The following is a 26149-nucleotide window of genomic DNA, read 5'->3' on the forward strand; positions in this document are numbered from 1 at the left end:
CGGTCCCGCCGCCGTCGCGCCTCCGGGTGCGGCGGCGGTTTTTTCGTGTCGAGTGGAACCGATGGACGGCATATGTAGTCTACCGACTTATATAGTCCATCTGAGCTTTTCATGGCAGCGAAGGGGAGACCCATGTCCCAACCGGATCGGACCCGGCCCGTCCTGGAACTGCGCGCGGTCACCCGGGTGCACGGCGCGGGCGCGGCCGAGGTGCACGCCCTGCGCGGCGTCGACCTGTCCGTGCGCGCCGGCGAGTTCGTCGCCGTGATGGGGCCCTCCGGCTCCGGCAAGTCCACGCTGCTCACCCTGGCCGGCGGCCTCGACCGGCCCAGCGGCGGGCAGGTGCTGGTCGAGGGCGTCGACCTGGGCGGCCTGAACCGCACCGCGCAGGCCGCCGTGCGCCGCCGCTCGGTCGGCTACGTCTTCCAGGACTACAACCTCGTCCCGGCGCTGACCGCCGCCGAGAACATCGCGCTGCCCCGGGAGCTGGACGGCGTCCCCGGGCGGACCGCCCGCCGCGAGGCCCGGGCCGCGCTGGGCGAGCTTGGCATCGCCGAGCTGGCCGACCGCTTCCCCGAGCAGCTCTCCGGCGGCCAGCAGCAGCGCGTCGCGATCGCCCGCGCCCTGGTCGGCGAACGGCGCCTGGTCCTCGCCGACGAGCCCACCGGCGCGCTCGACTCCGCCACCGGCGAGGCCGTGCTGGGTGTGCTGCGGGCCCGCTGCGACGCGGGCGCCGCCGCCATGATGGTCACCCACGACGCCCGGCACGCCGTCTGGGCCGACCGGGTGGTCGTCCTGCGCGACGGCCTGGTGGTCGAGGAGACCGCCGGGCGGCAGGCCGCCCGGCTGCTCCCCGCCGCTCAGGACGGGGGCCGGCGATGAGGCTCTCCGCCCTGCGCGTCGCCCTGCGCATCGCACGCCGCGACGCGCTGCGGGCCAAGGGCCGCAGCGCCCTGGTCGTCGCCCTGGTCGCGCTGCCGGTGCTCGGTGTCACCGGTGCCGACGTCGTCCACCGCAGTGGGCAGCTCACCCCCGGCGAGCGGGTCGAGCGGATGATGGGCGGCGCGGACGCGCTGGTCGCGGCCCACCGCCCGGGCCGCTCGGTCGAGCAGGCACCGATCGCCGAGGACGGCGTGCGGGTGATGCAGGAGGCCGAGACCGACCCGGCCTCGGCGCCCGCCGCCGCGGCCGCGGCCTCGCCGGCCGCGCTGCTCGCCGGGCTGCTGCCGGCCGGCACGGTCCTGCTGCCGGCCACCCCCGGGCCCGAGGTGAGCGCCTCGACCCGGGAGGGCCTGTTCACCACCGCGACCACCGAGGCCGACCTGGCCGACCCGGCCTGGAAGGGCCGGCTCGACCTGGTCGACGGCCGGGCGCCGGCCGCGCCGCACGAGGCCGCCGTCACCCGGGCATTCCTCGACGAGGCCGGACTGCGGCTCGGTGACGCCACCACGCTCAAGGGCCTGGACACGACCCCGTTCACGCTGACCGGCGTGGTCGAGCACCCGGGGGACCTGAACAAGGTGGAGCTGGTGGGTCGGCCCGGCGAGGTGATCGCCCCGCTGGCCGCGGTCACCCAGGACACGGCGTCCGGGCTGATCCCGGTCGGCGCCGGCCTGGACGCCCGCGCCGAGCGCTGGCTGGTGCGACTGCCCGACGGCGCCGGGCTCGACTGGGCCGCGATCCGGCAGCTCAACCGGTACGGCTTCACCGCGACCTCCCGGGCGGTCGCCCTCGACCCGCCGCCCGCCTCCGCCGTCCCCTACGACCCCGACCGGTGGAAGCTGGTCGAGGGCGGCGTCGACGACCGGCTCGTCGTGGTGGTCACCGCGGCCGGGATGGCGTTGCTGGAGGTCACCCTGCTGGCCGGTCCCGCCTTCGCGGTGGGCGCCCGGCGCTCGCGCCGGCAGCTCGCCCTGATCGGCGCCGCCGGCGGCGACCGAGGCCACGTCCGCGCGGTCGTGCTCGGCGGCGGGCTGGTGCTCGGGCTCGCCGGCGCCGCCCTCGGCCTGGTGCTCGGCACCGTCCTGGTCGCCGTGCTGCGGCCGTGGGCCGAGGCGGCCGGCGGCAGCCGCTTCGGGCACTTCGCCATCGCCCCGCTCGACCTGCTGGCGATCGCCGCCGTCGGCGTGGTCACCGCGCTCGCCGCGGCCCTGGTGCCCGCGGTGCAGGCCGCCCGCCGTGACGTGGTGACCGGGCTCACCGGCCGGGACACCGTCGGCACGCCCGGCCGCAAGCTGCCGCTGCTGGGGCTGCTGCTGGTCGTCGCCGGTGCGGCCGCGGCGCTGTACGGCGCCGCCGATCGGCAGAACGGCGGCCTGCCGGTGGTCGGGGGCCTGACCCGGCGGGCGCTCTCGGTCCTCGCCGGCGCCGCCACCGCCGAACTGGGCGTCCTGCTCTTCGCCCCGCTGCTGATCGCCCTCTGCGGCCGACTGGCCGGTCTGCTGCCGCTCGGCCCCCGGCTGGCCCTGCGCGACTCGGCCCGTCACCGGGGCCGGACCGCGCCGGCCGTGGCCGCCGTGATGGCCGCCGTCGCCGGAGCCGTCGCCGTCGGCGTCTACACCGCCGGCACCGACGCCCAGGAGCGTGCCGCCTACCGTCCGGCGGCCCCGGTCGGCGCCGTCGTGCTCGACGCCGTGGCCGATCCGGGCGGCCCGGAGCCGACCGCGTTGCGCGCGGCCGTCGAGCGGGACCTGCCCGGCCTGGGCACCCGCGCCGACGTCTACGACATGACGTACGTGTTCTGCGCGGGCTGCTCCAGCACCGTGCTGGCCAAGGGGGCCGGCGACCGGCCGGGCCCCGGCACGAACCGGAGCCGCGGCCTGGCCGGGGACACGACCGTCCTGCACAACCTGTTCGGGCTGCGCGACCGGAACGCCGAGGAGGCGCTGGCCGCGGGCCGGGCCGTCGTCTTCGACCGCGCCTACCTGCACGACGGGAAGGCGGTGCTGACGATGCAGGGGGCCGCCGGCGGATCGGTCCAGCCGGGCCAGGCGCCCTTGCCCGAGGTGCGGGAGGTCGCCGTCGAGGCCGTCCTGGTGGAGAACGCGGACGCGGCCCGCTACGGGTCCGTGCTGATGAACCCGGACGCGGTGCGCCGGGCCGGCCTCACACCCCGGCCCACCGGATCGGTCTGGCTGCCGGACGACGCGCCGGGCGCCAAGGCGCAGCAGCGCGCCGAGGCGGACGTTGTGCGGCTCCTCCCGCACGCCCGGCTGCTGGTGGAGCGCGGCTACCAGCCGAAGCGCGACGTGAACACGCTGGCGCTCGGCGGTTTCGCCGCCGTGGTGGTGCTGGGCGCCGCGGCCGTGGCCACCGGGCTGGCCGCCGCCGACTCGCTGGGGGACCGGGCCACGCTGGCCGCGGTCGGCGCGCCGCCGCGGATCCACCGGGTGCAGGCCGGGCTGCAGTGCGCGCTGATCGCGGGGATCGGCGGGGTGCTCGGGACGGTCAGCGGGTTCGTGCCCGCGCTGGGGCTGCTGCGCTCGCGGCTGGCCTCGGAGCTCGGCGGGTCGGGCGTGCCGGTCGCGGTGCCCTGGGAGCTGCTCCTGCTGGTCACGGTGGTGCTGCCGGTCGCGGCCGGGATGATGGCGGCCGCGTTCACCCGGTCGCGGCTGCCGCTGGGGCGGCGGACGGGCTGACGCCGGGCGGTCCGGCCGCCGGCCGCGCGGGTCCGCCCGTGCTCAGCCGGCGGCCTCCAGGCGGGCGAGCTCGGCGGCCAGATTGGTCCGGGCGGCGGCGTCGAAGCGGGCGTGCGCGGTGGGCGTGCGGTAGAGCGCGGGGAGCGCGAGCAGCCGGCGGAGCACGGCCGCGCGCCCGGCTCGGAAGTCCGGCTCCGGCACGAAGGCGTACTCCTCCCGGACGGCCGCCGCGTACGCCGCGTAGGCCTGCGGCGGGCCGCCGAGCACGGCGAGGTCGGCGTCGCACAGCACCTCGCCGTCGCGGTCGCCGGGCCCGGGGTGGTGGGTGACGGTGAGCCGCACCAGCCGGGTGACCTCCTCGACCCGGGCCGCGGGCAGTCCCGCCGCGCTGAGCGCCCGGACGGCGAGGACGGCGCTGCGCTCCTCGTTCTCGGAGCGGTCCGGACGGTAGACCGCGTCGTGGAACCAGGCGGCCAGCCGGACGGCGTCCGGGTCGTCGGCGTGCCCGGCGAGCGCGTCGACCTGGCCCAGCACCGCGCGCAGGTGGTCGGTGGTGTGGTACCGGCGCTGCGGCTCGGACCAGCGGCGCAGCAGCTCCCGGCCGGCCGGGGCGGGGTCGCCGTCCGTGCCGCAGCGGTGGAGCAGGGCGGTCCAGCCGGTGAGCAGGGCCTCGGCGAGTGGGGCATCGGTGGCGGGCATAGGGCCATTCTGCTGCCCGGGAGCGCACGGACGGCCTGTTCCACTGGACTTGATATGCCGATGACTTGTATATGTAAGCGCATGACAGAACGGGCCATGCAGGAACCGACACTGCTCCTCCTCACCGCACTGGCCGACGCCCCGCGGCACGGCTACGCGCTCATCCAGGAGATCTCCGCGATCTCGGACGGCCGGGTCAAGATGCGCACCGGGACGCTGTACGGCGCGCTCGACCGGCTGCTCCAGCAAGGGCTCATCGAGGTCGCGGCCGAGGAGATCGTGGACGGCCGGGCCCGGCGCACCTATGCGCTCACCGAGGGCGGGCGCGGCGCCCTGGCCACCGAGGCGCAGCGGTTGCGCGCCGTCGCCGAGGAGGCCCAGCGCCGGCTGGCGGCCGTCCGCCCGGCCGGCTTCCGCCCCGCCGGCGGGACCGCCAAACTCGCGTTCACCAGCGTCAGGGGGGCCTTCGCATGACGATTCAGACATTCCCGGGAGCGATGGGGGAGCCGGTGGCGTTCCGTGCCGCGCTCCTGCTCTACCCGGCCCGCTACCGGCGCGAGCGCGGCGACGAGATGTCCGCCGTCTTCGCCGACAGCACGGCGCGGGCCGGCAGGCTCGCCACCGCCCGGGAGGCCTTCGACCTCGGGGCGTACGGGCTGCGGGTGCGCACCGGACTGACCTCCTCCTCGCTCGCCGGGCGGCTGCTCGCGGTGGCCGCGCCGCTGGTCGCCGGAGCGATCGCGGGGCAGGGCCTGGCCCGGGCCGCGCACGACGCCCTCCAGCCGTCCCGGTACTCGATGTTCAGGGTTCCGCACCTGCTCGGGGACCTGCCCGGCTACTTCTGGTACGTCGGCCAGGTGGTCGTGCCGCTGCTGCTGGCCGCCGCCGTCCTGGCCGGCTGGTGGCGGCTCGCCCGGGTCGCGGCGTTCGCGGTGGCGACCGTCGGGGTGCTGGGGCTGCTGTGGGCGGTCGCGATCGCGTACAACGGCTGGGACGCCTTCCTGCAGTCCTGCGAGGCGACCCCGCAGCTGTTCGCCGGCCTGCTGGTCGCGCTCGTGCCGAAGGACCTGCTGGAGCGGCCGGCCTGGCGCGACCGGGTCCTGGTCGCCGCCGCGGCGGTCGGCGGCTGGCTGGTCCTGGTGGCCGAGGACTTCTACAGCTCCTGGGTGCTGATGGACGGTGTGGCGGCCGGGGCGCTGCTGCTCGTCCCGCTGGCCGCGCTGCTGTTCACGGCGCGGGAGTGGCTGCTGCCGGCGGCGGCCGGGCTCGCGGTGCTGGCGCTGACCCTGTCGTTCAGCCTGTTCCGGCTCTGGCAGGTGGTCGGCGGGATGTGGCGGCTGCTCCCGGTGGCGGGCGCGGTGCTGGTGGTGCTGTCGGTGGCCGGCCGGCTGCTGCGCCGGGGCGCCGACGGGGCGGGAGGTGGCCGGAGCCTCGCCTAGGAGTTCTTCCGCAGCGGCCGGACGACGGGGTTGTGGGACCCGGTCGTCCGGCCGCTGCGCGGTTGTCGCGGCGGCGCGCGTCGTCCGGCCAAGTGGCCGCACGGGGCTCGCCGGAGGCGGACCGATGTGGCAGGCTATCCGATATGTCTAGACCAATTTTCGAAGTCATCGCGTTGACGCCCCAGGACGCCCGGGCCGCCGAGTCGGGCGGCGCCGACCGGCTCGAACTGGTCACCGACATGGCCGCCGACGGACTCACCCCCTCGGTCGAGGACTTCGCCGCGATCCGCGCCGCCGTCGAGCTGCCGCTGCGCGTCATGCTCCGCATCCGGGACGGCTTCGCCCCCGGCGACCTGGACGAGCTGCGCGCCCGCGCCGCCGCGCTGCGGGCCGAGGGCGCCGACGAGTTCGTCTTCGGTTTCCTGGACGCCGGGGGCGGTGTCGACCTGGCCGCCACCGAGGCCGTCGCCGAGGCGGTGGCCGGCTGCCGCTGGACCTTCCACCGGGCGATCGACCACAGCGCCGACCGGGCCGCCGTGCGCGCCGCCGTGGGCGCGCTGCCCGGCCTGGACACCTTCCTCACCTCCGGCGCGGCCGGCGGGGTGGACGCCGGCCAGGATGTCCTGCTGGCCGAGCTGGCCCGGGCCGGCGAGCCCGGCTACACCCAGCGGATCCTGATCGGCGGCGGCCTGCGCGCCGAGCACCTGCCGGGCCTGCGGGCGGCCGGGTTCGACGCCTTCCACGTCGGCGGCGCGGTCCGGGTGGACGGCTGGCAGTCGCCGGTGGACGCCGCCAAGGTCGCCGAGTGGCGGGCGCTGATCGGCGGCTGAGCCGCCGCCGGGCACCGGGGCCGGCCCGCCGCGATGACGGGCCGGCGCCGGTCGTCCGGCCGCTCCGGTTCGGCCCCGCGGGTTCAGTCCTGGCCGTTCAAGTCCTGACCGTTCAGTCCTGGCCGTTCAGCTGCTCCGGCAGCGGCTCGGCGTGCAGCACCTCCAGGCCGGAGACCGCGCGGGTGAGCGCCACGTACAGCCGCCGCAGGCCGGTCCGCTCGTCCGGCTCGCCCGCGACCACCGCGGCCGGCTCGTCCAGCACCACGTAGTCGTACTCCAGACCCTTGGCCAGCGACGCCGGGACGAGCGTCAGCCGGGCCTCGGCACTGGTCTCGGTGCCGGGCGCGAGATGCGCCAGCCCGGCCTCCGTGAGCGCCTGCGCCAGCAGCGGGACGCGCGCGTCGGCCGCGATCAGACCGGTCGAGCCCTCCCGCTCCAGGGCCCGCCGGCAGGCCTCGACCACGGCCTCCGCGCGCTCCTCCCCGGCGACCTGGCGGATCGTCAGTGAGCCCGGGGCCTCGCGCACCGAACTCGCCGGGTTCAGGCCGGGGGCGATCGACGGCAGCAGCCGGGAGGCGTACGCGATGACCTCCTCCGGCACCCGGAAGCCCTTGGTCAGCTCCTCGATGTGGGCGGCCGGCTTGCCCAGGTGGTGCAGCGCCTCCGGCCAACTCGCCGTCGCCCAGGGGGTGGTGCCCTGGGCGAGGTCGCCGAGCACGGTCGCCGAGCCGGTGGTGCAGCGGCGGCCGACCGCGCGGTACTGCATCGGCGAGAGGTCCTGCGCCTCGTCCAGCACCACGTGCCCGAGCGAGGCCGTGCGTCGCACCAGGTCGGTCGCCTCGTCGACGAGGACGGCGTCGGCGGCGGTCCAGCGGGCGGTCTTCACCGAGCGGCCCGGCTTGGGCCACAGCACGGCCGCCTGCTCCTCGGCGCTCAGCACGCCGTCCGCGCACGCGGCCAGGAACTCCGGCTCGGAGAGCAGTCGCAGCACCAGCTTGGCCGGGTCGACCGCCGGCCAGCACGCCTTGACCGTCGCCTTCACGGCGGCGTTGCGGGCCACCGCGTCCTGCACCCGGTCGTCCGGGGCCTCGCCGCCCTGCTCCATCTTCAGCAGCACGGCGTGCGCGATCCGCTGCGGCAGCGCCTCGGCCGCCGCCCCGTAGCGGATGTCGCGGCCCTTCAACTCCTCGATGATCTCGACCAGTTCGTAGGCCGGGACGCGCCAGCGGCGGGAGCCGCGGACGACCACGCACGGCTCGGTGGGCAGCGCGATGCCGGAGCGGACCGCCCGGCGCAGCACCTCCGCCATCCGGGCGTCGCCCTTCAGCCGGGCCGCCTCGGGGGCGTCCTCGCCGCGCACCTCGACGTGCCCGACCAGCTGCTGCACGGTGGCCTGCGCGACGTCCAGCTCGCCCAGGGCGGGCAGCACCTGCTCGATGTACGAGAGGAAGGCGTTGTTCGGGCCGATCACCAGAGTCCCGGTGCGGGCCAGCCGCTCGCGGTGCGCGTACAGCAGGAACGCCACACGGTGCAGGCCGACGGCGGTCTTCCCGGTGCCGGGGGCGCCCTGCACGCAGAGGGTGCCGGAGATGTCGGCGCGGACGATCTCGTCCTGCTCCGGCTGGATGGTCGCCACGATGTCGCGCATCGGGCCGACGCGCGGCTTCTCGATCTCGGCGGCCAGCAGGGCGGAGGCGGTGCTGTGCTCGGCGGGGTCGCAGAGGTGCTCGTCCTCGTACGCGGTGAGCTCGCCGCCGGTGTAGCCGAAGCGGCGGCGGCGCTCGACGTCCATCGGCTCGGTGCGGCTGGCCCGGTAGAACGGCTGGGAGACCGGCGCGCGCCAGTCGATCACCATCGGGTCGCCGTCGGCGTCGTGCACGTGACGCCGGCCGATGTAGAAGCTCTCTCCCGCCCGTCGCCCGCCACCACCCTTGTCCGACGCGCTTCGCGCGGCACCGTTTGTGGACCCCTCGCTCAGCTCCTCGCCGATCGCGTGCAGGTAGTCGAGCCGGCCGAAGAACAGCGGGGTGTGCGAGAGGTCGGCCAGGGCGGCGATCCTGGCCTCGATCTGGTTGTGCAGCACCAGGGCGGTGACCCAGGTGCCGGTCACGTCGCGGATGTCCAGGGACTCGACGTCCTCGCGCATCGCGCGCAGCGCGGCCCTGGACGCGGCCAGGTGGTCGCGTTCGCGCTGCAGGGGTTCGGTGGTGGGGGTGGCGGGCACAGCGAACCTTTCCGGCTGCCCCGGACGCGGGCGCAGCGGATCGTAGGAGCTCACGGTGGATACCGGCCGGTTGCCGAACGGCCGGCACCTCCCCCGGCTGCCTGCGCGACTACAGCAGGTACCACGGTTCGGGAGGGGCAGACGGACGATCCTAGCCGCGTCCGCCCCTCCGTTCCACCCCCGTCTCCTGCGTTACAGGACGTCGTCCGCGTCGATGATGCGGTAGGCGTAGCCCTGCTCGGCGAGGAAGCGCTGGCGGTGGGCGGCGAAGTCCTGGTCGACGGTGTCCCGGGCGACCACCGAGTAGAAGTGGGCGGAGTGGCCGTCCGCCTTGGGGCGCAGGACCCGGCCGAGGCGCTGGGCCTCCTCCTGCCGGGAGCCGAAGGTCCCGGAGACCTGGATGGCGACGGTCGCCTCCGGCAGGTCGATGGAGAAGTTGGCGACCTTGGAGACGACCAGGACGCCGATCTCCTTGTTGCGGAAGGCGTCGAACAGCTTCTCGCGCTGGGCGTTGCTGGTCTCGCCCTTGATCACCGGGGCGTCCAGGGCCTCGCCGAGCTCGTCCAGCTGGTCGATGTACTGGCCGATGATCAGCGTCTGGTCCTTCTCGTGCTTCTTGACCAGGGCCTCCACCACCCGGCGCTTGGTCGCCGTGGTCGCGCAGAAGCGGTACCGCTCCTCGGGCTCCGCGGTCGCGTAGGCCAGCCGCTCGGAGTCGGTGAGGGTGACCCGGACCTCGCAGCAGTCGGCGGGCGCGATGTAGCCCTGTGCCTCGATCTCCTTCCACGGCGCGTCGAAGCGCTTGGGACCGATCAGGCTGAACACGTCGCCCTCGCGGCCGTCCTCGCGCACCAGGGTGGCGGTCAGGCCGAGCCGGCGGCGGGCCTGGAGGTCCGCGGTGAACTTGAACACCGGCGCCGGCAGCAGGTGGACCTCGTCGTAGACGACCAGGCCCCAGTTGCGGGCGTCGAAGAGCTCCAGGTGGGCGTAGACGCCCTTCCGCTTGGTGGTCATCACCTGGTAGGTGGCGATGGTGACCGGGCGGATCTCCTTCCTGGTGCCGCTGTACTCGCCGATCTCGTCCTCGGTGAGCGAGGTCCGCTTGACCAGCTCGTGCTTCCACTGCCGGGCCGAGACGGTGTTGGTGACCAGGATCAGCGTGGTCGACTTGGCGTGCGCCATCGCCGCCGCGCCGACCAGCGTCTTGCCGGCGCCGCAGGGCAGCACGACGACGCCCGAGCCGCCGTGCCAGAAGCCCTCCACCGCCTGCTCCTGGTAGGGACGCAGGGTCCAGCCGTTCTCCTCCAGCTCGATCGGGTGCGCCTCGCCGTCCACGTAGCCGGCGAAGTCCTCGGCGGGCCAGCCGAGTTTCAGCAGCACCTGCTTGATCTGCCCGCGCTCGGAGGGGTGCACCACCACGGTGTCCGGGTCGAGCCGGGCGCCGACCAGCGGGACGATCTTCTTGGAGCGCAGCACCTCCTCCAGCACCGGCCGGTCGGTGCTGGTGAGCACCAGCCCGTGGACCGGGTGCTTGAGCAGCCGCAGCCGCCCGTACCGGGCCATCGTGTCGGCCACGTCGACCAGCAGCGCGTGCGGCACCGGGTAGCGCGAGTACGTCACCAGGGCGTCCACGACCTGCTCGGCGTCGTGTCCGGCCGCCCGCGCGTTCCACAGCCCGAGCGGTGTCACCCGGTACGTGTGCACGTGTTCGGGCGCCCGCTCCAGCTCCGCGAACGGCGCGATGGCGCGGCGGCAGTCGGCGGCCTTGGGGTGGTCGATCTCCAGGAGGAGAGTTTTGTCGCTCTGGACGATGAGCGGTCCGTCGTTCACGCGGGGGAGCCCTCCACTGGCTGACAGGTCGGTCGGGTCTGCGGGTCCTTCGGGACGCCGACCCTCCAGTGTCGCCCATCCGACCGGGTGGACGGGACCGCTCGGGGCGGGAGGGCTACTTCCACTCGTGGAACGTGCCGGTGGACTTGCCGTCCGGGGCGACCTCGTACTCGAAGAGGCCGACGACGTGGTTGAGGCGGTCGAGCCCGGGCGAGGCGGTGTGGAAGAAGAGCGAGCCGCGCCAGCTGGTGCCGCCGCCCTCGGTGAAGTGGCCGATGCCGATGCCGTGCCAGACGACGCTCTGGCCGTCGGCCGCCATGTCGACGCCCTGGCCCTCGCCGTGCAGGCTGCCGTCGGCGCGCAACTCGGACTCGTAGGTGCCGAAGCCGGTGACGGCGGTGCCGTAGTAGCTGCCGCTGCCCTCGAACGAGACCTCGACGACGACGTGGCCGTCCCCGGCGTCGAGGACGCGGCGGCCGGTGTCATGGCCCTGGGTTTCGCCGATGAGATCGCCGAGCATGATGACTCCTTTCGTCACCCCCCGCACTCCGGACTACGCCGGTGGGGGCGGGTCGTCAACTGCCGGTACGCGCGGTGCGGACGGGGTGGCGGGGGGTGACCGGGGGCGGGGTGGCTCGTTGGGCAGGGCATGAACAAGTCGAAGCGTGTCCTCACCGCCCTCGCCCTCGTCGGGACGGCCTTCGCCGCCACCGCCTCCACGGCCACCTCCGCGCACGCGATCGCGGGCATCGGGGAGGGGCCGGGCGGGCTGCTGGCCTCGCCCGGGTTCCTGCTCGCGGACCTGGCCGGGGCGAGCTCGGTGATGCCGGTCGGTCAGGGGGACCTCGCCGCCATGGCGGAGAAGGCGATGAAGGAGAAGCAGGCGGAGCAGGCGGCCAAGGGGTAGGGGGCCCTGAGGCCCTGAGGCCCTGAGGCCCTGAGGCCCTGAAGCCCTGAGGTCCGGGGGCCGTTACTCGTCGAGTTCGGCGACGCCGGTGATCCGGTGCAGCGCGAAGGTGCGCAGTTCGCCGTCGTGGTGGTCGAAGGCGGTGACGTAGCCTCCTTCGACCTTGACCGGGTCGATGATCCGCTGGCTGGCGAGGCCCTCCGCGTTGAGGTAGCCGATCCACATCCGCTCGCCGAGCAGGACCGCGGTCTGCAGTGCCGCGAGCGTCTCGGCGGCTGCGGTGCGCGGGAGTTGGCGTCCGGCCGGGGCGGCGGGCTCGCGGCGGGCGGCGGTGGCGGCCCGGTCGCCGGCCCGGATCACCTTGACGGCGGCGGCGAGCAGGGTGTCGTCCGGCGCGGGCGGGCCGTCCGGGACGGGGACCGGGGCCGCGCGCGGCGGGGTGCGGTGGCTGTCCGGGCGGGTGATCAGCACATCGCCCTCGGCGGACTCGGCGGCCGGCGCGTACCCCATGGCGCGCAGGCCCGCGAGCAGGACGTCGGGGGCGGCCTGGGCGGCCAGCACGGTGGGCGCGAGCAGCCGCAGCCGCAGGTCGGCGGAGCGGCGGTCGGCCAGGATCTCGTTCAGCAGCGCCGGGTCGTCGCAGCGCAGGTAGGACGAGGCGGCGCCGACCCGCAGCAGGCCGTGCCGGCGGGCGACGTCGTCGATCAGGTAGGCGAGCGGCTGCGGGACGGGCGTGCGGGAGTGCTGCGCCAGGAAGGCCCGCAGGTCGGCGGCGGTGCGTCCGGCGTCCAGCGCGCGGCGCACCGACCCGGGGGTGAACCGGTAGACGGTGGCGCCGCCCTTGGACTCGATGTCGGCGCAGAGCGCGAGCGCCTGGGCGAGCGGGGTGAGCAGCGGGCCGGGGGCGATCGCGGTGAGGTCCGGCTGCAGGATGACGTGGTCGAGCGGCTGCGGCAGCAGCGGGGCGAGCACGGCGGCCGGGTCGTGCTCGGCGGTGAGCAGGGCCCGGGCGGGGGCGGCGAGCGCGCCGCGGCCGGTGATGCCGAGGAGTTCGGCCTCGGTGAGGGTCCAGGCGGCCAGCTGGTCGCGCAGGTCGCCGCTGCCGTCGGGGGCGGTCGGGCCGCCGCGCAGCGGGCGCTGCCAGCGCAGGGTGGGCAGCAGTTCCTCGGCGGTGGCCGGGGTGCCGGGCGGGAGTTCGGCGAGCAGGGCGAGGGCGGCGCGGCGGACGGACGGGGCGAGGGTGCGGTCCAGCTCCGGGCCGAGCGCGGCGCGCGGCTTGCCCCGGCCGTCGGCGGTGCCGGCGAGGGCCGGGACGCGGGTGGCGGCGAGCCAGGCGCGGGCGAGTACGGTCCAGCGCCCGGCGGTGTCCAGCCGCAGCCACTCGTCGTACCCCGGGGTCGGCGCCCAGTGTTCGTCGGCCTCGCCGTCCGGGGCCAGCAGGCCCGCGGTGTAGGCGAGTTCGAGCCAGAAGGCGGCGATCGGCTCGGTGCTCTCCAGGGCCTGGGCGGTGCGCTTGAGGTCGCGCACACCGAGGCCGCCGGCGCGCAGGGTGGGCGGCGGGGTGAGGCCCCAGAGGTCGAGCAGGTCCTCGACGGTCCGCACGGCGGTGTGCGCCTGCCCGGCGGCGGCGCCGTCCACCGTCCGGGGGTCGCGCGGCGCGGCGGCGGGCGCCGGCTCGGGCGCGAGCGGTTCGACGGTGCGGTGCGAGCGGCCGCCGCGCAGGTGGAGGGCGAGTTCGCGGGGCAGCACGACGCTGCCCGGGCTGCTGGGCAGCAGCAGGCCGCGGGCCAGCAGCCACTCGACCGGGCTCTGCGCGTCCTCGGCGGTGACCGGGCGGGTGGCGTCCGGGACGGTGCCGGTGGGCGGGCCCCAGACCAGCCGGTCGAGCAGCCGCAGGGCGGGTTCGGGGGCGGTGGCGAGCAGGTCCTCGCAGCGGGTGCGGTCGGTGAGCAGCGCGGTGAACGCGGCGACGGCGGTGACCGGGTCGGGCGTCGCGGGCTGCCCGGCGGAGGCGAGCAGCTGCTGGAGGCGGGCCGGGGACATGCCGGTGCTGGCCTCGGCGAAGGTCGGGCCGAGACCGGTGCGGCCCGGGTTGGTGGCGGTCGGGGCGAGCGCCTCGCGGGCGGCGATGACCAGGCGCAGGCCGTTGTCCGGGCCCCAGAGCAGTGCGCGGTCGCGCAGGGTGGCCAGGGCGCGGGGGAGCGCGGAGGCGACGGCGGACCGGTCGGCGGCGCTCAGCGGGGTGGCGCCGGGGTGCGGCTTCACCTTGGCGGGTCCGGCCAGCAGGGTGCGGACGGCGGCGGGCGGGGAGCCGTCGGGGAGCGCGGCGAGGGCCTCGGCGGCCTGCAGGGTGAACCGGTCCAGCCGCTCCAGCGCGCGCAGGGCGGAGGCGCGGGAGGAGAGCCGGGCGGTGAGCTGGGTGAGGTCGCCGGGCACGGGGTTGAGCAGGTCGGGGCGGGACCGGAGCAGGGCGGCGAGGTCGTCGTCGGGCCGGGCGCGGAGTTCCTCGGCGAGGGTGCGGGGGCCGGCGGAGGACTTGGCCTGGCGTGGAGGGCCCTGCTGTGCGGTCATTCGACCTAGGTTAGTCGGGTGGCGGCGGGACAGGAGGGTCCCGGCGTCGGCGGGACGGCCGGTGCCACGGGGCGCGCCCGGGGCGCTCCGGCTCGCGTGGCGGGGCGGCGGGTGGGTACCGTCACGGTCGGCGGGGCTGACGCCGCGTCCGGACGCGTGGCGGGTCCGGTTCGGTACGGGCAAGGCGGGGTGTGGGATGTCGGACGGCGAGTGGTGGCGCAAGCAGGGGCCCTGGACCGAGCCGCCGGGTGCCCCGGGGGCGGCGGGCCGGGGCGGGGGTGGTGACGGGGACAGCGTGTACGCGCAGGAGCCGGCGCCCGCCGCGCCGCCGCGCCCCCCGGTGCCGCCCCGCCCCGCCGGACCGCCGTCCGCGCCGCAGTCCAGGCCGGCCGACGGTGCGCCCGCCACGTTCCTGCCGCCCCCCGCGCGCGCCCCGAGGTCCGGGCGGTCCGGGCCGTCCGCTCCGGCCCCGTCCGCCCCGTCCGCGCCGCCCGGGCGGGACGGCGGATCGCCGTGGCTCGCGAAGCCGGCCGAAGGGGCCCCCGTCGACCCCGAGGCGCTGCCGCCCGCGTACCGCGCCGTGAACACGGGCGACTGGGACTACGTGAGCATCGACTTCGGGGACGGCCCGGCCGTGTCCAACCGGCCGATCCCCGAGCAGCGGACCGCACCCGAGGACGAGAACGGGCCCGGCGCGGCGGGCGCGGACACCGCGCCGGGCGAGGCCGCGGCGACCGAGCCGCCCGGCGCCGCCGCCCCGAAGAAGAAGGGCCGGGCGAAGAAGGCCAAGGCGCGCAGGGGCCGGGCGGCCGAGGACGGGGCCGCCCCCGCCGAAGGCGCCCCCGCGGCCCCCGACGCCTCCGCAAAGCCCGCCAAGGCCGGGGTGTCCGCCGGCCGCCGCCCCTCACCGCTGCTGCTGCTCTCCGCCGCGGTGCTGATCGGCGGCGCCGTCACCGGACAGCTGATCGCCATGCTGATCGGCTGGGCGCTCGGCTACGTCTCCCGCCACCTGTCCGACCTCACCCGCAAGGTGGCCGTGTTCGGGATCCCGCTGATGACGATCAGCGGCAGTTCGCTCTGGGTCTGGGGCCGCGCCCAGGGCCGCTGGGGCACGGGCCTGAATCCCGGCGAGCAGGCCAACCGGGTGATGTGGGACTCCGCGCCGGGCGTGCTGCGGGTGGCGGCCGTGCTGTCGGCCGTCTTCCTGCTCCTGATGTCGCTGCGCCGGCGCGGTGGAGGAGCGGACGGGGCGGGCGGGTAACTCCCCTCCGGTGAACGGGAAGAGGGTAAGACGTCGCCTTCTGTTCATGGTTCGGCGCCCGTCGCTCTGATGGAATGTCGGCCTTGGTGTCCCGACGCCCAGCAGCCGCAGGAGGTCTCCCGTGCCGCCGTCCCCGTTGCCCTCGTCCCCGACATCCCCGACATCCCCGACGTCCCTGCCGGCCGTTGCGCCGAGGCCCCGGTCCGCCGCGCTCAGCCGCCGCGGACTGCTGGTCGGCGCGGCCGTCGCCGCCGGCGTCCAGGCGCTCGACATCCGCACGGCGCACGCGGAACCGGTCCGGCGCGACCCGTTCCTGCTGGGTGTGGCCAGCGGCGATCCGCTGCCCGACGCGGTGGTCCTGTGGACCAGGCTGGTCGCCGACCCGTTCGACGCCGCCGCCATGGGAACCCGCACCGTGCCCGTCTCCTGGGAGGTCGCGACGGACCCGGGCTTTTGCCGGGTCGTCCGGCGCGGCGTCGCCGCCGCCGAGGCCGAGCGCGCCCACAGCGTCCACGTCGACGTGCGCGGACTGCAGCCCGGCCGCGACCACTGGTACCGCTTCCGGGCCGGCCGCCACCTCAGCCCGGCCGCCCGGACCCGCACCGCCCCGGCGGCCGGCGCCCGCCCCGGCCGGCTCCGCCTCGGCGTGGTCAACTGCCAGGACTGGCAGAACGGTTACTGGCCCGCCTACACCGCCCTGGCCGCCGAGGACCTCGACGCCGTCGTGCACCTCGGCGACTACATCTACGAGACCGATCCGGGCGGCCGCCACCCGGACCGCCTGCACACCGCCCCGCGGACCCCGGGCCTCGACCAGCTGATCACCCTCGCCGACTACCGGGCCCGGCACGCGCAGTACAAGACCGACCCGGCGCTGCAGGCCGCGCACGCCGCCTTCCCCTGGATCGTCACCTGGGACGACCACGAGGTCGAGAACAACTACGCCGGCCTGGTCGACGAGATCGACGACACCGGCGCCCGTCACCAGGACACCGCGGCCATGGCCCGCGAGCGCGCCGCCGCCTACCAGGCGTACTACGAGCACATGCCGCTGCGGAACCCCTACCGCAACGGCTCCCCGGACTACCGGCTGTACCGCCGCTTCGACTTCGGCGACCTGCTGCGGCTCAACGTGCTCGACACCCGCCAGTACCGCACCGACCAACCGGGCGGCCGCGCCCAGGACTTCGGGCCCGTCGCGGACGGCCTGGGGAACACCTCCGGCACCCTGACCGGCGCCGAGCAGGAGGATTGGCTGCACCGCGGCCTGACCGGCTCCCGGGCCCGCTGGAACGTCCTCGCCCAGCAGGTGATGATGAGTCAGATCCGCTTCCCCGACTTCCTCGACCCGGCGCACCCGCTGCCGCCGATCGCCAACCTCGACCAGTGGGACGGCTACGACCCGGCCCGCGCCCGGCTGCTGCACTTCCTGCGGGACGCCGAGGTGGCCAACCCGGTGGTGCTCGCCGGAGACATCCACTCCTCCTGGTTCAGCGACCTGCGGATCGACCGCGACGACCTCGCCGCCGCCCCGGTCGCCGTCGAGTTCACGGCCACCAGCGTCAGTTCGGACTTCCCGGCCGCCTTCGACGCGCCGCTCAAGGCGCTCAACCCCTCGCTCAACCCGCACGTGAAGTACTTCGAGGGCCTGCGCCGCGGCTACCTGCGCCTGGACGTGGACCGGGAGCGGTGGCTGACCGACGCCCGGACCGTGGACAGCATCGACGTACGCGAGTCGCCGGTGCGGACCTCCGCCTCCTGGGCCGTGGTGGCCGGCGAGCCGGGCCTGGTCCCGGCCTGACCGTCCGGCCGTCAGGCCGTCCGGCGCAATCGTCGGCATGCCGGGACCCGGTTCGGTGGTGCTCGGGGTGGCGGACGTCCGCCGCGCGGCGGCGTTCCGGGGCGAGGCCCGCTCCTAACCCTTCCGGCGGCGGCGACGGCGGCCGTGGTGGTGCTCGTGCCCGTGGCCGTCGCGGTGGGCGCGGGTCTCCATGCCGCTGCGGACGGTCCGGCTCAGGGCGCCGGCCGCCGCCGCCAGGAAGACGAAGTTGTAGGCGATCTGCAGCAGCACCACCAGCCGCGGTCCCTGCCCGGCCGCGGTGATGTCGCCGTAGCCGATGGTCGCCATCGTGACGACCGTGAAGTACAGCGAGTCGAGCCGGGTCTCCAGCCCGACGAACTCGCCCGGGCGGTCGGCCAGCACGTAGTAGGTGCCGGCGAAGACGGTCAGCGAGAGACAGATCAGGAAGGCCAGCCACACCCCGGGGTGACGGCCCGTGCCGCGGAAGGTGTCGACGATCCGGGCCAGCAGCAGCCCGGTCAGCCCGGTCAGCACCACCCCGAAGAGCAGCCAGCTCAGCACCGGGCGGTCCTCGCCCAGGACGCGCAGCGGCACGGTGAAGTAGCCGAGCAGCAGCAGGGTGAACGAGCCGAGCAACAGGCCCCAGGCCCGCAGGTCGAAGTTGTCCCGGGGCGCGGGCGTGGGCGGGGTCGGGGGCGCCGACGGCGGCTGCTGGGTGCTCATCCCGGTCGGCGCGCCCCGGCCGGGACGCCGTCGGGCTCGTCCAGGAACTCCAGCAGCGCCAGTACCGCCACCAGCGCGAGCGCCAGGCAGAGCGTCACCAGGACGGTCGGATAGCTCCACAGCAGGAACGCCAGCGCGGCGCCCGCCACCGCCGCCCAGCCCAGCCAGGCCTTCCACCGGTGCACGAACCGCCCCACCGGGCCCAGCCGCAGCCCGGCCCGCTCGGCGGCGCGCCGCACCGCCCCCAGCCCGGACGCCCACATGCCCCGGGTCGTCCCGGCCCACCGCCCGCGGCCGCCGATCCAGGCGCCCAGCGCCACCAGCACCCCGAGCGCGATCACCACCCGGACCGCCGACCGCAGGTAGCGCACCAGCGTGTCGTACACCGCCTGCGCCGCCGCCAGGTCGACCCCGGCCGCCAGCCGGTCCAGGTACAGGGCGCGGAAGACGGACAGCGCGATCCCCAGCAGCAGCGCCCCGCCGGCCATGCCCAGGGCGACCGTGACGACGGCCCGGCGGCGGCGGACCGCCAGCAGCACGCCGCCGACCGCGCAGGCCACGGTCAGCACCGGCAGCCAGAATCCGGCCAGGTCCAGCAGCCGGAAGCCGGTGCGGACCTTGGGGATCGCGTCCGACTGCACCAGCGTGTACTGGGTGTGCACCTCGGGGATCCGCGCGGCGATCGACAGGCCGTTGTCGACCAGCCGGGCCTTCACCCGGTCGATCAGCGGTGCGAGGTCGAGCACCACGGTGTCGTTCCTGATCACGACGGTCCCGCCGCCCTGGCCGGTCAGCATCTTCTCGACGGCCGCGTGGGCCTCCCGGTTGACGTCGGTCCAGATGGTGGCGAACGCGTCGCTCGCCACCACCCGCTGGACCTGGTCGTGCACGAAGCCGGAGATCCCGTCGGTGAGCGCCTGGCCGATGCCGCCGAGCAGCGTGTTCAGCAGGGGGCGGTCCGCCGGGGCGACCGAGGTGAGCAGCGAGTCGACCGGGAGGTAACCGACGATCTCGTCGGTCACCCGGTCGGTGACGGCCGTCCGGATGGCGGGGTCGCCGGCCAGCGGTGCCATGGTGGCGACGTAGCGGTCGGTGTCGGTGATCTGCGACCTGGTCCAGACGGCGGCGACGCTCAGCGGCGTCAGCACGCAGGCGAGCAGGACCAGCAGGACGGCGAAGGCGGAGCGGGCCCGGTGGCGCCGGGGCGGCGCCGCCGCCTCGTGGGCCTCGACGGCGCTGAGACGCGCGCGCAACTCGGCGAGCTCGTCGGGCCGGTCGCCGGCGGGCTCGTTGGTCGCCATGCCTCGACTCCGTTCCTCCTGTCGTGCACACCAGGAGATAACGGATCAAAAGGGACGGCCAGTCGAGTCCGTCAGTGGACGGCCGAACAGGCGGACACGACGAAGCCCCCGCCGCGGGGCGGGGGCTTCGGCCGGGTTCGCGCCGCCTGGTCTCAGGCGGTGGTGGTGGGCCGGGGCTGCTCGGTGGCCTTGGTCACATGGGTCGGGTTCACGGCCTGGCGGGGCTGCTCGGCAGCCGGCTGCGCCGGGGCGGCGGTGCTCTGCGCGGTGCCCTGGGCGGCGTCGGCGGCGGGCGTGTCGTCCTCGCGCATCGCCTTCGTCTCCGCCTTGAGGATTCGCATCGACTTGCCGAGGCCGCGGGCCATCTCCGGCAGCTTCTTCGACCCGAACAGCAGGATCACGACAGCCAGCACCACGAGCACGTGCCAGGGCTCAAGACCGTTACGCAGCATCCCTGGCCACCGGTCCCTTCTCGTCTAGAGTCATACGTCACAGTTGGGCAAAGCGCCCGTCCTGGCCAGTATGCCTGCCCGTGGCGGCGAACGTATACACCGGTCGGGAAACGCTGGTCAAAAACCAGATGTTGCGCGGGCGGGCCGAGCCCCGCCCCACGGGCCCCGTCCGGGCCACCCCCATCACCCGAGGTCGCGCCCCCCGCCCCCCGCCCCCTGGACCCGGCCGCCCCCGGCGCGACAGGTGGCCGGGCGCCCGTGGACCGCACGTCCGGCAGCCCTCCCGCCCCGGCGTTTTGGCCGGTTCCGGTCACACGGGCTGACGGGCTGTGGGCCACGTCGCGCGGTTCACGCCGCACGCGCAGCGGGACCTCCTGAAGGTTCCCCGGCCGGAGGCGATGCGGATCCTCCGCCGACTCTCGGATCTACAACGGGGGTTGGACGCCGGGGACACCGCGGGGTTCGACATCAAGGCGTTGCAGGGCCACAGCGCGCGGTGGCGGCTGCGGGTCGGGGACCACCGGGTCGTCTACACGGTTGAAGGGGGACAAGTGGTCGTCTGGGTCCTGGCGGTGGGGAATCGGCGAGAGGTTTATCGCGGCCAGTGATCCCCGGGAACGCGGCAGCCCCCGGCCGGGTGGGGGCGGGGGCTGCGATGACGCGCTGCGGGGGATCGGCGGTGGGGCGGTCAGGCGGCGGCCGGCTCGGGGGTGGGGGCCGGGGCGGCGGCGGGGAGGTGGCGCATCAGGCGGTAGGCGAGCAGGGAGGCGCCGAGCACGAGCACGAGGCCGACGACGGCGGCGACGTGCAGGCCGTCGGTGAACGCGGTGCGGGTGGTGGCGAGGAGGTCGGCGCCGAGCTGGCCGGGCAGCTGGGCGGCCACGGTGACCGCGCCGCCGAGGGTGTCCTGTGCGGCGCGGGCGGCCTCGCCCTCCACGCCGGCCGGCAGGGCGCCGTCCAGCTGGGAGCGGTAGACCGCGGCGCCGGCCGCCCCGAGCAGCGCGATGCCGAGGGAACTGCCGAGCTCGACGGCGGTCTCGGAGGTGGCGGAGGCGACGCCGGCCCGCTCGGCGGGGGCGGAGGAGACCACGAGCTCGGCGGTGAGGGTCATGGTGCCGACGGTGCCGGCGGCCAGCACACCCGCCGCGGTGAGGATGAGCGCCAGCGGGGAGTCCGCGCCGACCTGGGTCATCAGTGCGAAGCCGCCCGCGCCGATCAGGAAGCCCGAGGCCATCATCACCGCGGGGCGCACCTTGCCGGCGAGCGCCGAGGTGATGCCGACGGCCGCGCCGACGCCCACGCTGGGAACGAGTGACCAGAGCGAGGCGGTGAGCGGGCTCATGCCCTTGACCAGCTGCAGGTACTGCGAGGTGAAGAGGGTGAAGCCCATCATCGCGAACATCGCCACGGTGTTGACGCTGATCGCCCCGCTGAAGGCGCGGATCCGGAACAGGCCGAGATCGAGCAGCGGGTGCGCGGCGGTGCGCTGGCGCCAGACGAACGCGCCGCCGAGGAGCAGGCCGGCCGGGACGGCGAGCGCGGCGAGCAGGTCCCAGCCGTCCACCGCGAGCGTCTTGACGCCGTAGATCAGCGGCAGGACGGCGGCCAGCGAGAGGACCGCGCCGAGCAGGTCGAAGCTGCCGTGCTGCGGGGAGCGGTACTCGGGGAGCAGCACCGGGGCGGCGAGCAGGACCAGGGCCATCACCGGGAGGGCGAGCAGGAAGACCGAGCCCCACCAGAAGTGGTCGAGCAGCAGGCCGCCGGCGACCGGCCCGAGGGTGGCGCCGGCGGTGAGGATGCCGCCCCAGGCGCCGAGCGCGACCTGGCGCTGCTTGGGGTCGTGGAACATGTTGCGGATCAGCGCGAGGGTCGAGGGCATCACGGTGGCCCCGGCGACGCCCAGCAGGGCGCGGGCGGCGATCAGCTGGCCGGCGCTGTCCGCGGAGGCGGCGAGCAGCGAGGCGCCGGCGAAGCCGGTGGCGCCGATCATCAGCAGCAGGCGACGGCCGATCCGGTCGCCCAGCGCGCCCATCGTGATCAGCAGCCCGGCCAGCAGGAACGAGTACATGTCCATGATCCACAGCTGTTGGGTGCCGCTCGGCGCCAGCGTGGTGGAGATGTAGGGGACGGCGAAGAAGAGCACGCCCATGTCCATGGTGAGGACGAGGGTCGGGAGCAACAGGACGGCGAGGCCGATCCATTCGCGACGGCCTGCGCGGCCTGGGGTGGCGGTCATGAGGAAGACGGTACGGATGTGTCAGACGTTTGTCTAGTACGAGCGTCTAAATCATTCGTGCCAGACAGGCGTGCAAGACATCCGTCTGGATCGGACGTAGCATTCGGGCATGGGAAATCGAGAGGACCTCATGGCCGGCGCCAAGCGCTGCCTGATCGAGAAGGGCTACGGGCGCACCACCGCCCGGGACATCGCCACCGCCTCCGGCGTGAGCCTGGCGGCCATCGGCTACCACTTCGGCTCCAAGGAGGCGCTGCTCAACGCGGCGCTGATCGAGGCGACCGGGGAGTGGGGCGTCATGGTGGGAGCCGTGGTGGCGCGGGCCAACGAGGCGTCCGACGACCCGGAGGAACGGTTCGTCGCCGTGTGGGACGGCGTGCGTGAGACCATCGCCGAGCACCGCGGCCTCTGGGCCGCGCAGTTCGAGGCGATGGTGCAGGTCGAGCGGGCGCCCGAGCTGCGGGAGGCCCTGGCCGGGGCCCAGAAGGACGGGCGGCTCGGGCTTGCGGCCGTGTTCCAGGGGCTCTCCGAGGTGTCGGACACCGAGGAGGAGCTGGCCCGCGGCACCTTCTACCAGGCCTTGCTGGTGGGCCTGGCCGGGCAGTGGCTCGCCGCGCCCGAGATGGCGCCGGGCGGGCGGGACCTGCTGCGCGGGCTGGAGCTGGTCGGCGGCTCGCTGCTGAAGCCGAAGCCCGCGGGGGCGTGGCACGGCCCCGCCTGAGACCGTTCGGCGCCCGCGCCGGGGGCTCAGACGGTGACGGCCGTCAGCAGCACCACCGAGTCGATGTGGGCCAGCAGGCCGTGCCGCTCCTGCGGAACGGCCTGCAGCTGCCCCGTCGAGAGCTCCTCGCGCCGCCCGGCGATGGTGAGCGAGACCCGCCCGCGCAGCACCTGGACGCTGGCGGCGGCCGGGGCGTTGTGCTCGTCGAGCGAGGTGCCCGCGGTCAGCGCGATCACCGTCTGCCGCAGCACCCCGTCGTGCAGCACCAGATGGGCGCTGCGGCCGTGCGGGCTCTCGGCCGCCAGGGCCGCGTGCTCCGCGACGAGCTGTTCGAGATCGACCATCGCGCGTCCTCCTGCCGTCCGGTGCCGTCCTGCTGCGCGGGCGCTCCTGCGGCCCAATGTCCCGGACGCGCCCCGCTCCCGCACGCCGAGCCGCGTCGCGCGCGGGTGCGCTCGGCGTGCGGCGGCGGCCGACTGCCTCCATCGTGGAGGCATGGCGACCAACGAGCGTTTTCTCAGCGGGTTCCAGATCAACCGCTCGCTGCTGGCCGGCGGCGCGGTGCTGACCGGCATCGGCGCGCTGTTCGGCACGGCGGGCGCGGTGATGGTGTGCGCGGCGCTGGCCACGGCCGGCCGCGCCTGGGTGCGGCGGCTGGACACCCCGCCGACGGCCCTGGCCCAGCGGGCCCTGCACGAGGCGAAGGTGGCGTCCTCGGCCGGCTGGGACGCGTGGCGAGCCGAGCACCACTCGCCCAACTGATCGCGGGACCGCGGCCGTTCACCCGCTCGACTCCGCCGGCCGGGTGAACGGCCGGGCCGCCGCCGGGGCCGGCTACAGCCCGAGCGACTTGGCGACGATGCTGCGCATGACCTCGCTGGTGCCGCCGTAGATCCGGAACACCCGGTTGTCGGTGTAGAGCCGGGCGATCGGGTACTCCAGGATGTAGCCGTAACCGCCGTGCAGCTGCAGGCACTTGTCGATCACGACGGACGCCGACTCGGTGCAGAACAGCTTCGTGGCCGCCGCGTCCGCCACCGTCAGCGCGCCCTGCTGGTACAGCTCCAGCGCGCGGTCGACCATCGACTGCTGCGCCATCACCTGGGCCTCGCAGTCGGCCAGCGTGAACTTGGTGTTCTGGAACTCGGCGACCGCCTTGCCGAACACCTTGCGGTCCTTGACGTACTGCACCGCGAACCGCACCGCCGCCGCGGCGGCCGCGTACGCGCCGACCGCGATCGCCAGCCGCTCCTGCACCAGGTTGTGGGTGAGGTACGCGAACGCCCTGCCCTCCTCGCCGAGCAGGTTCTCCACCGGCACCTTGACGTCCGAGAACGCCAGCTCGGCGGTGTCCGAGGTGCGCAGGCCGATCTTCTGCAGCTTGCGGCCGACGCTGTACCCGGGGGAGGCGGTGTCCACGCAGAGGATGGAGAGCCCGGCCCGGCGGTTCTCCGGGTCGTACGGCGCGGTGCGGCAGACCACCAGGACGAGGTCGGCGAGGACGCCGCCGGTGATGAAGGTCTTGGCGCCGTTGAGGACGTAGTGGGTGCCGTCCTCGGAGAGCCGCGCGGTGGTGGAGATGCCCGCGAGGTCGGAGCCGGCGCCCGGCTCGGTCATCGCGATCGCGGTCATCAGGTCGCCGGAGACGAAGCCGGGCAGCCAGCGCCGCTTCTGCTCCTCGGTCGCGTACTCCAGCAGGTAGGGCAGCACCAGGCCGGTGTGCACCCCGGAGGAGCCGAAGCTGACGCCGGCCCGCGCCGTCTCCTCGGCCACCACCGCCTGGTACTTGAAGCCGCTCTCGCCCGCGCCGCCGTACTCCTCGGGCACCTCGATGCCGAAGACGCCGAGCGCGCCGAGCTCGCGGTAGAAGTCCCGCGGCGGGTGGCCCTCGGCCTCCCAGCTCTCGTAGACGGGGACGACCTCGTTGGCGATGAAGTCCCGGATGGTCTCCCGGAAGGCCTCGTGGTCCTCGGTGAACACGGTGCGGCGCACGGCGGCGCCTCCCTTCGACGGTGCCTGACGTTCGGTGGAACCCGACGTGCGGTGGTGCCTGACGTTCGGTGGAGCCCGGTGCGGCGGACCCGGGCGGCCCCGCCGGTCGCCCCACAAGTTAATCCCGGGTAGCTTCGGCTGTCCAGGGTGGGGGGAGCGGCGTCGGCGCTGCTGCGAACGGCCCGGCGGCGGCTTCCCCGGGCCCTTGAGTGAACGCCTGCTAGCCTGCCGGGCAGCCTCCGGACGGCTGCCGGGGCGGCGGTCGGAGCAGGTGCGGGGAGGGACGGGCGTCATGGTGGTGCGGCGGCCGCCCGCGGAGGTCCGGCGGGCTCAGATCCTGGCCGTGGCCGCCGAACGCTTCCACCGCGGCGGCTACCACCGGGTCTCGATGGCGGAGATCGCCGCCGGCGTCGGCATCACCGCGCCGGCGCTCTACCGGCACTTCCGGGGCAAGCCCGAACTGCTCGACCGCACCGTCCGGGTGGGCCTGGACGCGCTGGCGGACGGGGTGCGCTCCGCCGGTTCGACGGCCGGACTCACCGCCGCGCTGGCCGCCGTCGCGGTCGCCCACCGCCCACTGGGCACCCTGGTGCAGCGCGACGCCCGGCTGCTGCCGCCCTCTCGGCGGGCGGCCCTGCGCCGCGAACTGCGCGCCGTCGTCGGCCGGATGGCGGCCGTGCTGCGCGCCGAACGCCCCGGACTCGCCGCCGCGGACGCCGAGTTGCTCTGCTGGTCGGCCCTCTCGGCGGGCGCCGGGCTCTCCTACCTCCCGGCCGCCCCGCAGCCGCGCCGGGCCGAGCGGCTGCTCCGCGAGCTGCTCACGGCGGTGCTCGCCGTCCGGCTCGACGGCGCCGGCCCCGGTCTCGTGCCCGGCCCCGGTCTCGTGCCCGGTCTCGTGCCCGGTGCCGACCCCGTGCCCGGCCTGCGGTCGCGCCGGGAGGAACTGCTGGCCGCGGCCGTGCGGCTGTTCCACCGGCAGGGCTTCGACAACGTCAGCACCGAGCGCCTCGGCGCCGCCGTGGGGATCTCCGGGCCCAGCGTCTACCGGCACTTCGACAGCAAGGCCCAGCTGCTGGCGGCGGCCCTGGTGGGCGGCCGGGAGCGGCTCCGGCACGAGGTCGGCGGCGCGATCCCCGGCACCCCGGGCGAGCCGGAGCGGGCGCTGGCGGCGGGCCTGGCCGCGTACGTGGGCTTCGCCCTGCGCAACGGCGACCACCTCGGCGTGATGCTGAGCGAGACGGAGCGGCTGGCGCCGCCGGACCGGCGGGCCGCGGTGGACTTCCGGCGGGACTTCCTGCGCGCCTGGGTCGACCAGCTCGTGAGGGTGCGGCCGGAGGAGGGCGCGATGGCCGCCCGGATCCGGGTGCACGCGCTGTTCTCGCTGGTCGACGACGGGGTGCGGAACCGCCCGGCCGGTGCCCGGCCGGATCTCGGTGACTGCCTGCTGCGGCTCGGCCGGGTGGTGCTGGGCCTCCCGGAGCAGCCGCCGACCGGGCCCCGCTGACCGGACCCCGCGCGCCGCTC

Annotated in this window: 23 protein-coding genes; 12 read left to right on the forward strand and 11 right to left on the reverse strand. The window is 75.5% G+C overall.

What is annotated here, in order from left to right; genetic code table 11:
- Nucleotides 1–132 precede the first annotated feature (132 nt).
- Nucleotides 133–882, forward strand: a complete 750-nt coding sequence (locus ACFCLZ_RS21235; protein ID WP_380278251.1) for an ABC transporter ATP-binding protein — start codon at nucleotides 133–135, stop codon at nucleotides 880–882.
- Nucleotides 879–3638, forward strand: coding sequence for an FtsX-like permease family protein (locus ACFCLZ_RS21240; protein ID WP_380278253.1), 2760 nt, complete (start codon nucleotides 879–881; stop codon nucleotides 3636–3638). The genes ACFCLZ_RS21235 and ACFCLZ_RS21240 overlap by 4 nt, the downstream gene beginning before the upstream one ends.
- Nucleotides 3639–3680: 42 nt before the next feature.
- Here the strand turns inward: ACFCLZ_RS21240 and ACFCLZ_RS21245 are convergent, their stop codons facing one another.
- Nucleotides 3681–4337 carry a hypothetical protein gene (locus tag ACFCLZ_RS21245; protein ID WP_380278255.1) on the reverse strand — a complete coding sequence of 219 codons (657 nt, stop codon included), beginning with the start codon at nucleotides 4335–4337 and terminating at the stop codon, nucleotides 3681–3683.
- Nucleotides 4338–4418: 81 nt separating this feature from the next.
- Between ACFCLZ_RS21245 and ACFCLZ_RS21250 the strand changes: the two genes are divergently transcribed.
- From ACFCLZ_RS21250 to ACFCLZ_RS21260, 3 genes are all read left to right on the forward strand, one after another.
- Nucleotides 4419–4811 carry a PadR family transcriptional regulator gene (locus tag ACFCLZ_RS21250; protein ID WP_380278257.1) on the forward strand — a complete coding sequence of 131 codons (393 nt, stop codon included), beginning with the start codon at nucleotides 4419–4421 and terminating at the stop codon, nucleotides 4809–4811.
- Nucleotides 4808–5776 carry a hypothetical protein gene (locus ACFCLZ_RS21255; RefSeq protein WP_380278259.1) on the forward strand — a complete coding sequence of 323 codons (969 nt, stop codon included), beginning with the start codon at nucleotides 4808–4810 and terminating at the stop codon, nucleotides 5774–5776. The genes ACFCLZ_RS21250 and ACFCLZ_RS21255 overlap by 4 nt, the downstream gene beginning before the upstream one ends.
- Nucleotides 5777–5919: 143 nt before the next feature.
- Nucleotides 5920–6606, forward strand: a complete 687-nt coding sequence (locus ACFCLZ_RS21260; protein ID WP_380278261.1) for a copper homeostasis protein CutC — start codon at nucleotides 5920–5922, stop codon at nucleotides 6604–6606.
- Between the two features lie 112 nt (nucleotides 6607–6718).
- Here ACFCLZ_RS21260 and ACFCLZ_RS21265 read toward each other — a convergent pair whose 3' ends face one another.
- The 3 genes from ACFCLZ_RS21265 to ACFCLZ_RS21275 all read right to left on the reverse strand — a co-directional run bounded on the left by ACFCLZ_RS21265 (nucleotide 6719) and on the right by ACFCLZ_RS21275 (nucleotide 11180).
- Nucleotides 6719–8830 carry a HelD family protein gene (locus tag ACFCLZ_RS21265; protein WP_380278262.1) on the reverse strand — a complete coding sequence of 704 codons (2112 nt, stop codon included), beginning with the start codon at nucleotides 8828–8830 and terminating at the stop codon, nucleotides 6719–6721.
- A 192-nt stretch (nucleotides 8831–9022) separates the two neighbouring features.
- A complete protein-coding gene (locus tag ACFCLZ_RS21270; RefSeq protein WP_380278263.1) occupies nucleotides 9023–10660 on the reverse strand; it encodes a DNA repair helicase XPB in 1638 nt (545 codons plus the stop codon).
- A 115-nt stretch (nucleotides 10661–10775) separates the two neighbouring features.
- Nucleotides 10776–11180: a hypothetical protein gene (locus tag ACFCLZ_RS21275; protein ID WP_380278265.1), complete on the reverse strand. Its 405-nt coding sequence runs from the start codon at nucleotides 11178–11180 to the stop codon at nucleotides 10776–10778.
- Between the two features lie 129 nt (nucleotides 11181–11309).
- Here ACFCLZ_RS21275 and ACFCLZ_RS21280 point away from each other — a divergent pair, with 129 nt between their 5' ends.
- Nucleotides 11310–11567 carry a hypothetical protein gene (locus ACFCLZ_RS21280; protein ID WP_380278266.1) on the forward strand — a complete coding sequence of 86 codons (258 nt, stop codon included), beginning with the start codon at nucleotides 11310–11312 and terminating at the stop codon, nucleotides 11565–11567.
- Nucleotides 11568–11630: 63 nt separating this feature from the next.
- Here ACFCLZ_RS21280 and ACFCLZ_RS21285 read toward each other — a convergent pair whose 3' ends face one another.
- A complete protein-coding gene (locus ACFCLZ_RS21285; RefSeq protein ID WP_380278268.1) occupies nucleotides 11631–14138 on the reverse strand; it encodes a helicase-associated domain-containing protein in 2508 nt (835 codons plus the stop codon).
- A 196-nt stretch (nucleotides 14139–14334) separates the two neighbouring features.
- On the opposite strand from ACFCLZ_RS21285, the gene ACFCLZ_RS21290 reads away from it, so the two are divergent.
- Both ACFCLZ_RS21290 and ACFCLZ_RS21295 read left to right on the forward strand, forming a co-directional pair.
- Nucleotides 14335–15399 (forward strand): hypothetical protein, encoded by a 1065-nt coding sequence (locus ACFCLZ_RS21290; protein ID WP_380278270.1) that lies wholly within the window; start codon nucleotides 14335–14337, stop codon nucleotides 15397–15399.
- Nucleotides 15400–15520: 121 nt separating this feature from the next.
- The gene (locus tag ACFCLZ_RS21295) at nucleotides 15521–17200 is read left to right on the forward strand and encodes an alkaline phosphatase D family protein (RefSeq protein WP_380278272.1); all 1680 of its coding nucleotides are present in this window, start codon (nucleotides 15521–15523) and stop codon (nucleotides 17198–17200) included.
- Nucleotides 17201–17314: 114 nt separating this feature from the next.
- Here the strand turns inward: ACFCLZ_RS21295 and ACFCLZ_RS21300 are convergent, their stop codons facing one another.
- From ACFCLZ_RS21300 to tatA, 3 genes are all read right to left on the reverse strand, one after another.
- Nucleotides 17315–17923, reverse strand: a complete 609-nt coding sequence (locus ACFCLZ_RS21300) for a potassium channel family protein (protein ID WP_380278274.1) — start codon at nucleotides 17921–17923, stop codon at nucleotides 17315–17317.
- Entirely contained in the window at nucleotides 17920–19224 is a 1305-nt protein-coding gene (locus tag ACFCLZ_RS21305; protein WP_380278275.1) for a hypothetical protein, read from the reverse strand. Before ACFCLZ_RS21305 ends, ACFCLZ_RS21300 begins: the two co-directional genes overlap by 4 nt.
- A 152-nt stretch (nucleotides 19225–19376) precedes the next feature.
- Nucleotides 19377–19676 (reverse strand): Sec-independent protein translocase subunit TatA, encoded by a 300-nt coding sequence (tatA, locus tag ACFCLZ_RS21310; RefSeq protein WP_380278277.1) that lies wholly within the window; start codon nucleotides 19674–19676, stop codon nucleotides 19377–19379.
- A gap of 329 nt (nucleotides 19677–20005) precedes the next feature.
- Between tatA and ACFCLZ_RS21315 the strand changes: the two genes are divergently transcribed.
- Nucleotides 20006–20284: a type II toxin-antitoxin system RelE/ParE family toxin gene (locus ACFCLZ_RS21315; protein WP_380278279.1), complete on the forward strand. Its 279-nt coding sequence runs from the start codon at nucleotides 20006–20008 to the stop codon at nucleotides 20282–20284.
- A gap of 80 nt (nucleotides 20285–20364) precedes the next feature.
- On the opposite strand, the gene ACFCLZ_RS21320 is transcribed toward ACFCLZ_RS21315, so the two are convergent.
- Nucleotides 20365–21912: an MFS transporter gene (locus ACFCLZ_RS21320; protein ID WP_380278281.1), complete on the reverse strand. Its 1548-nt coding sequence runs from the start codon at nucleotides 21910–21912 to the stop codon at nucleotides 20365–20367.
- 109 nt (nucleotides 21913–22021) lie between these two features.
- On the opposite strand from ACFCLZ_RS21320, the gene ACFCLZ_RS21325 reads away from it, so the two are divergent.
- Nucleotides 22022–22633: a TetR/AcrR family transcriptional regulator gene (locus ACFCLZ_RS21325; RefSeq protein WP_380278283.1), complete on the forward strand. Its 612-nt coding sequence runs from the start codon at nucleotides 22022–22024 to the stop codon at nucleotides 22631–22633.
- Between the two features lie 26 nt (nucleotides 22634–22659).
- Here the strand turns inward: ACFCLZ_RS21325 and ACFCLZ_RS21330 are convergent, their stop codons facing one another.
- Nucleotides 22660–22977 carry a cupin gene (locus ACFCLZ_RS21330; RefSeq protein ID WP_380278285.1) on the reverse strand — a complete coding sequence of 106 codons (318 nt, stop codon included), beginning with the start codon at nucleotides 22975–22977 and terminating at the stop codon, nucleotides 22660–22662.
- A gap of 151 nt (nucleotides 22978–23128) precedes the next feature.
- Between ACFCLZ_RS21330 and ACFCLZ_RS21335 the strand changes: the two genes are divergently transcribed.
- The gene (locus tag ACFCLZ_RS21335) at nucleotides 23129–23395 is read left to right on the forward strand and encodes a hypothetical protein (protein ID WP_380278287.1); all 267 of its coding nucleotides are present in this window, start codon (nucleotides 23129–23131) and stop codon (nucleotides 23393–23395) included.
- A gap of 72 nt (nucleotides 23396–23467) precedes the next feature.
- Here ACFCLZ_RS21335 and ACFCLZ_RS21340 read toward each other — a convergent pair whose 3' ends face one another.
- Nucleotides 23468–24625 (reverse strand): acyl-CoA dehydrogenase family protein, encoded by a 1158-nt coding sequence (locus tag ACFCLZ_RS21340; RefSeq protein WP_380278289.1) that lies wholly within the window; start codon nucleotides 24623–24625, stop codon nucleotides 23468–23470.
- Between the two features lie 343 nt (nucleotides 24626–24968).
- On the opposite strand from ACFCLZ_RS21340, the gene ACFCLZ_RS21345 reads away from it, so the two are divergent.
- Nucleotides 24969–26129: a TetR/AcrR family transcriptional regulator gene (locus ACFCLZ_RS21345; protein WP_380278291.1), complete on the forward strand. Its 1161-nt coding sequence runs from the start codon at nucleotides 24969–24971 to the stop codon at nucleotides 26127–26129.
- Nucleotides 26130–26149 lie beyond the last annotated feature (20 nt).

The organism is Kitasatospora purpeofusca (genome assembly GCF_042691725.1).
GTDB lineage: Bacteria > Actinomycetota > Actinomycetes > Streptomycetales > Streptomycetaceae > Kitasatospora > Kitasatospora purpeofusca_B.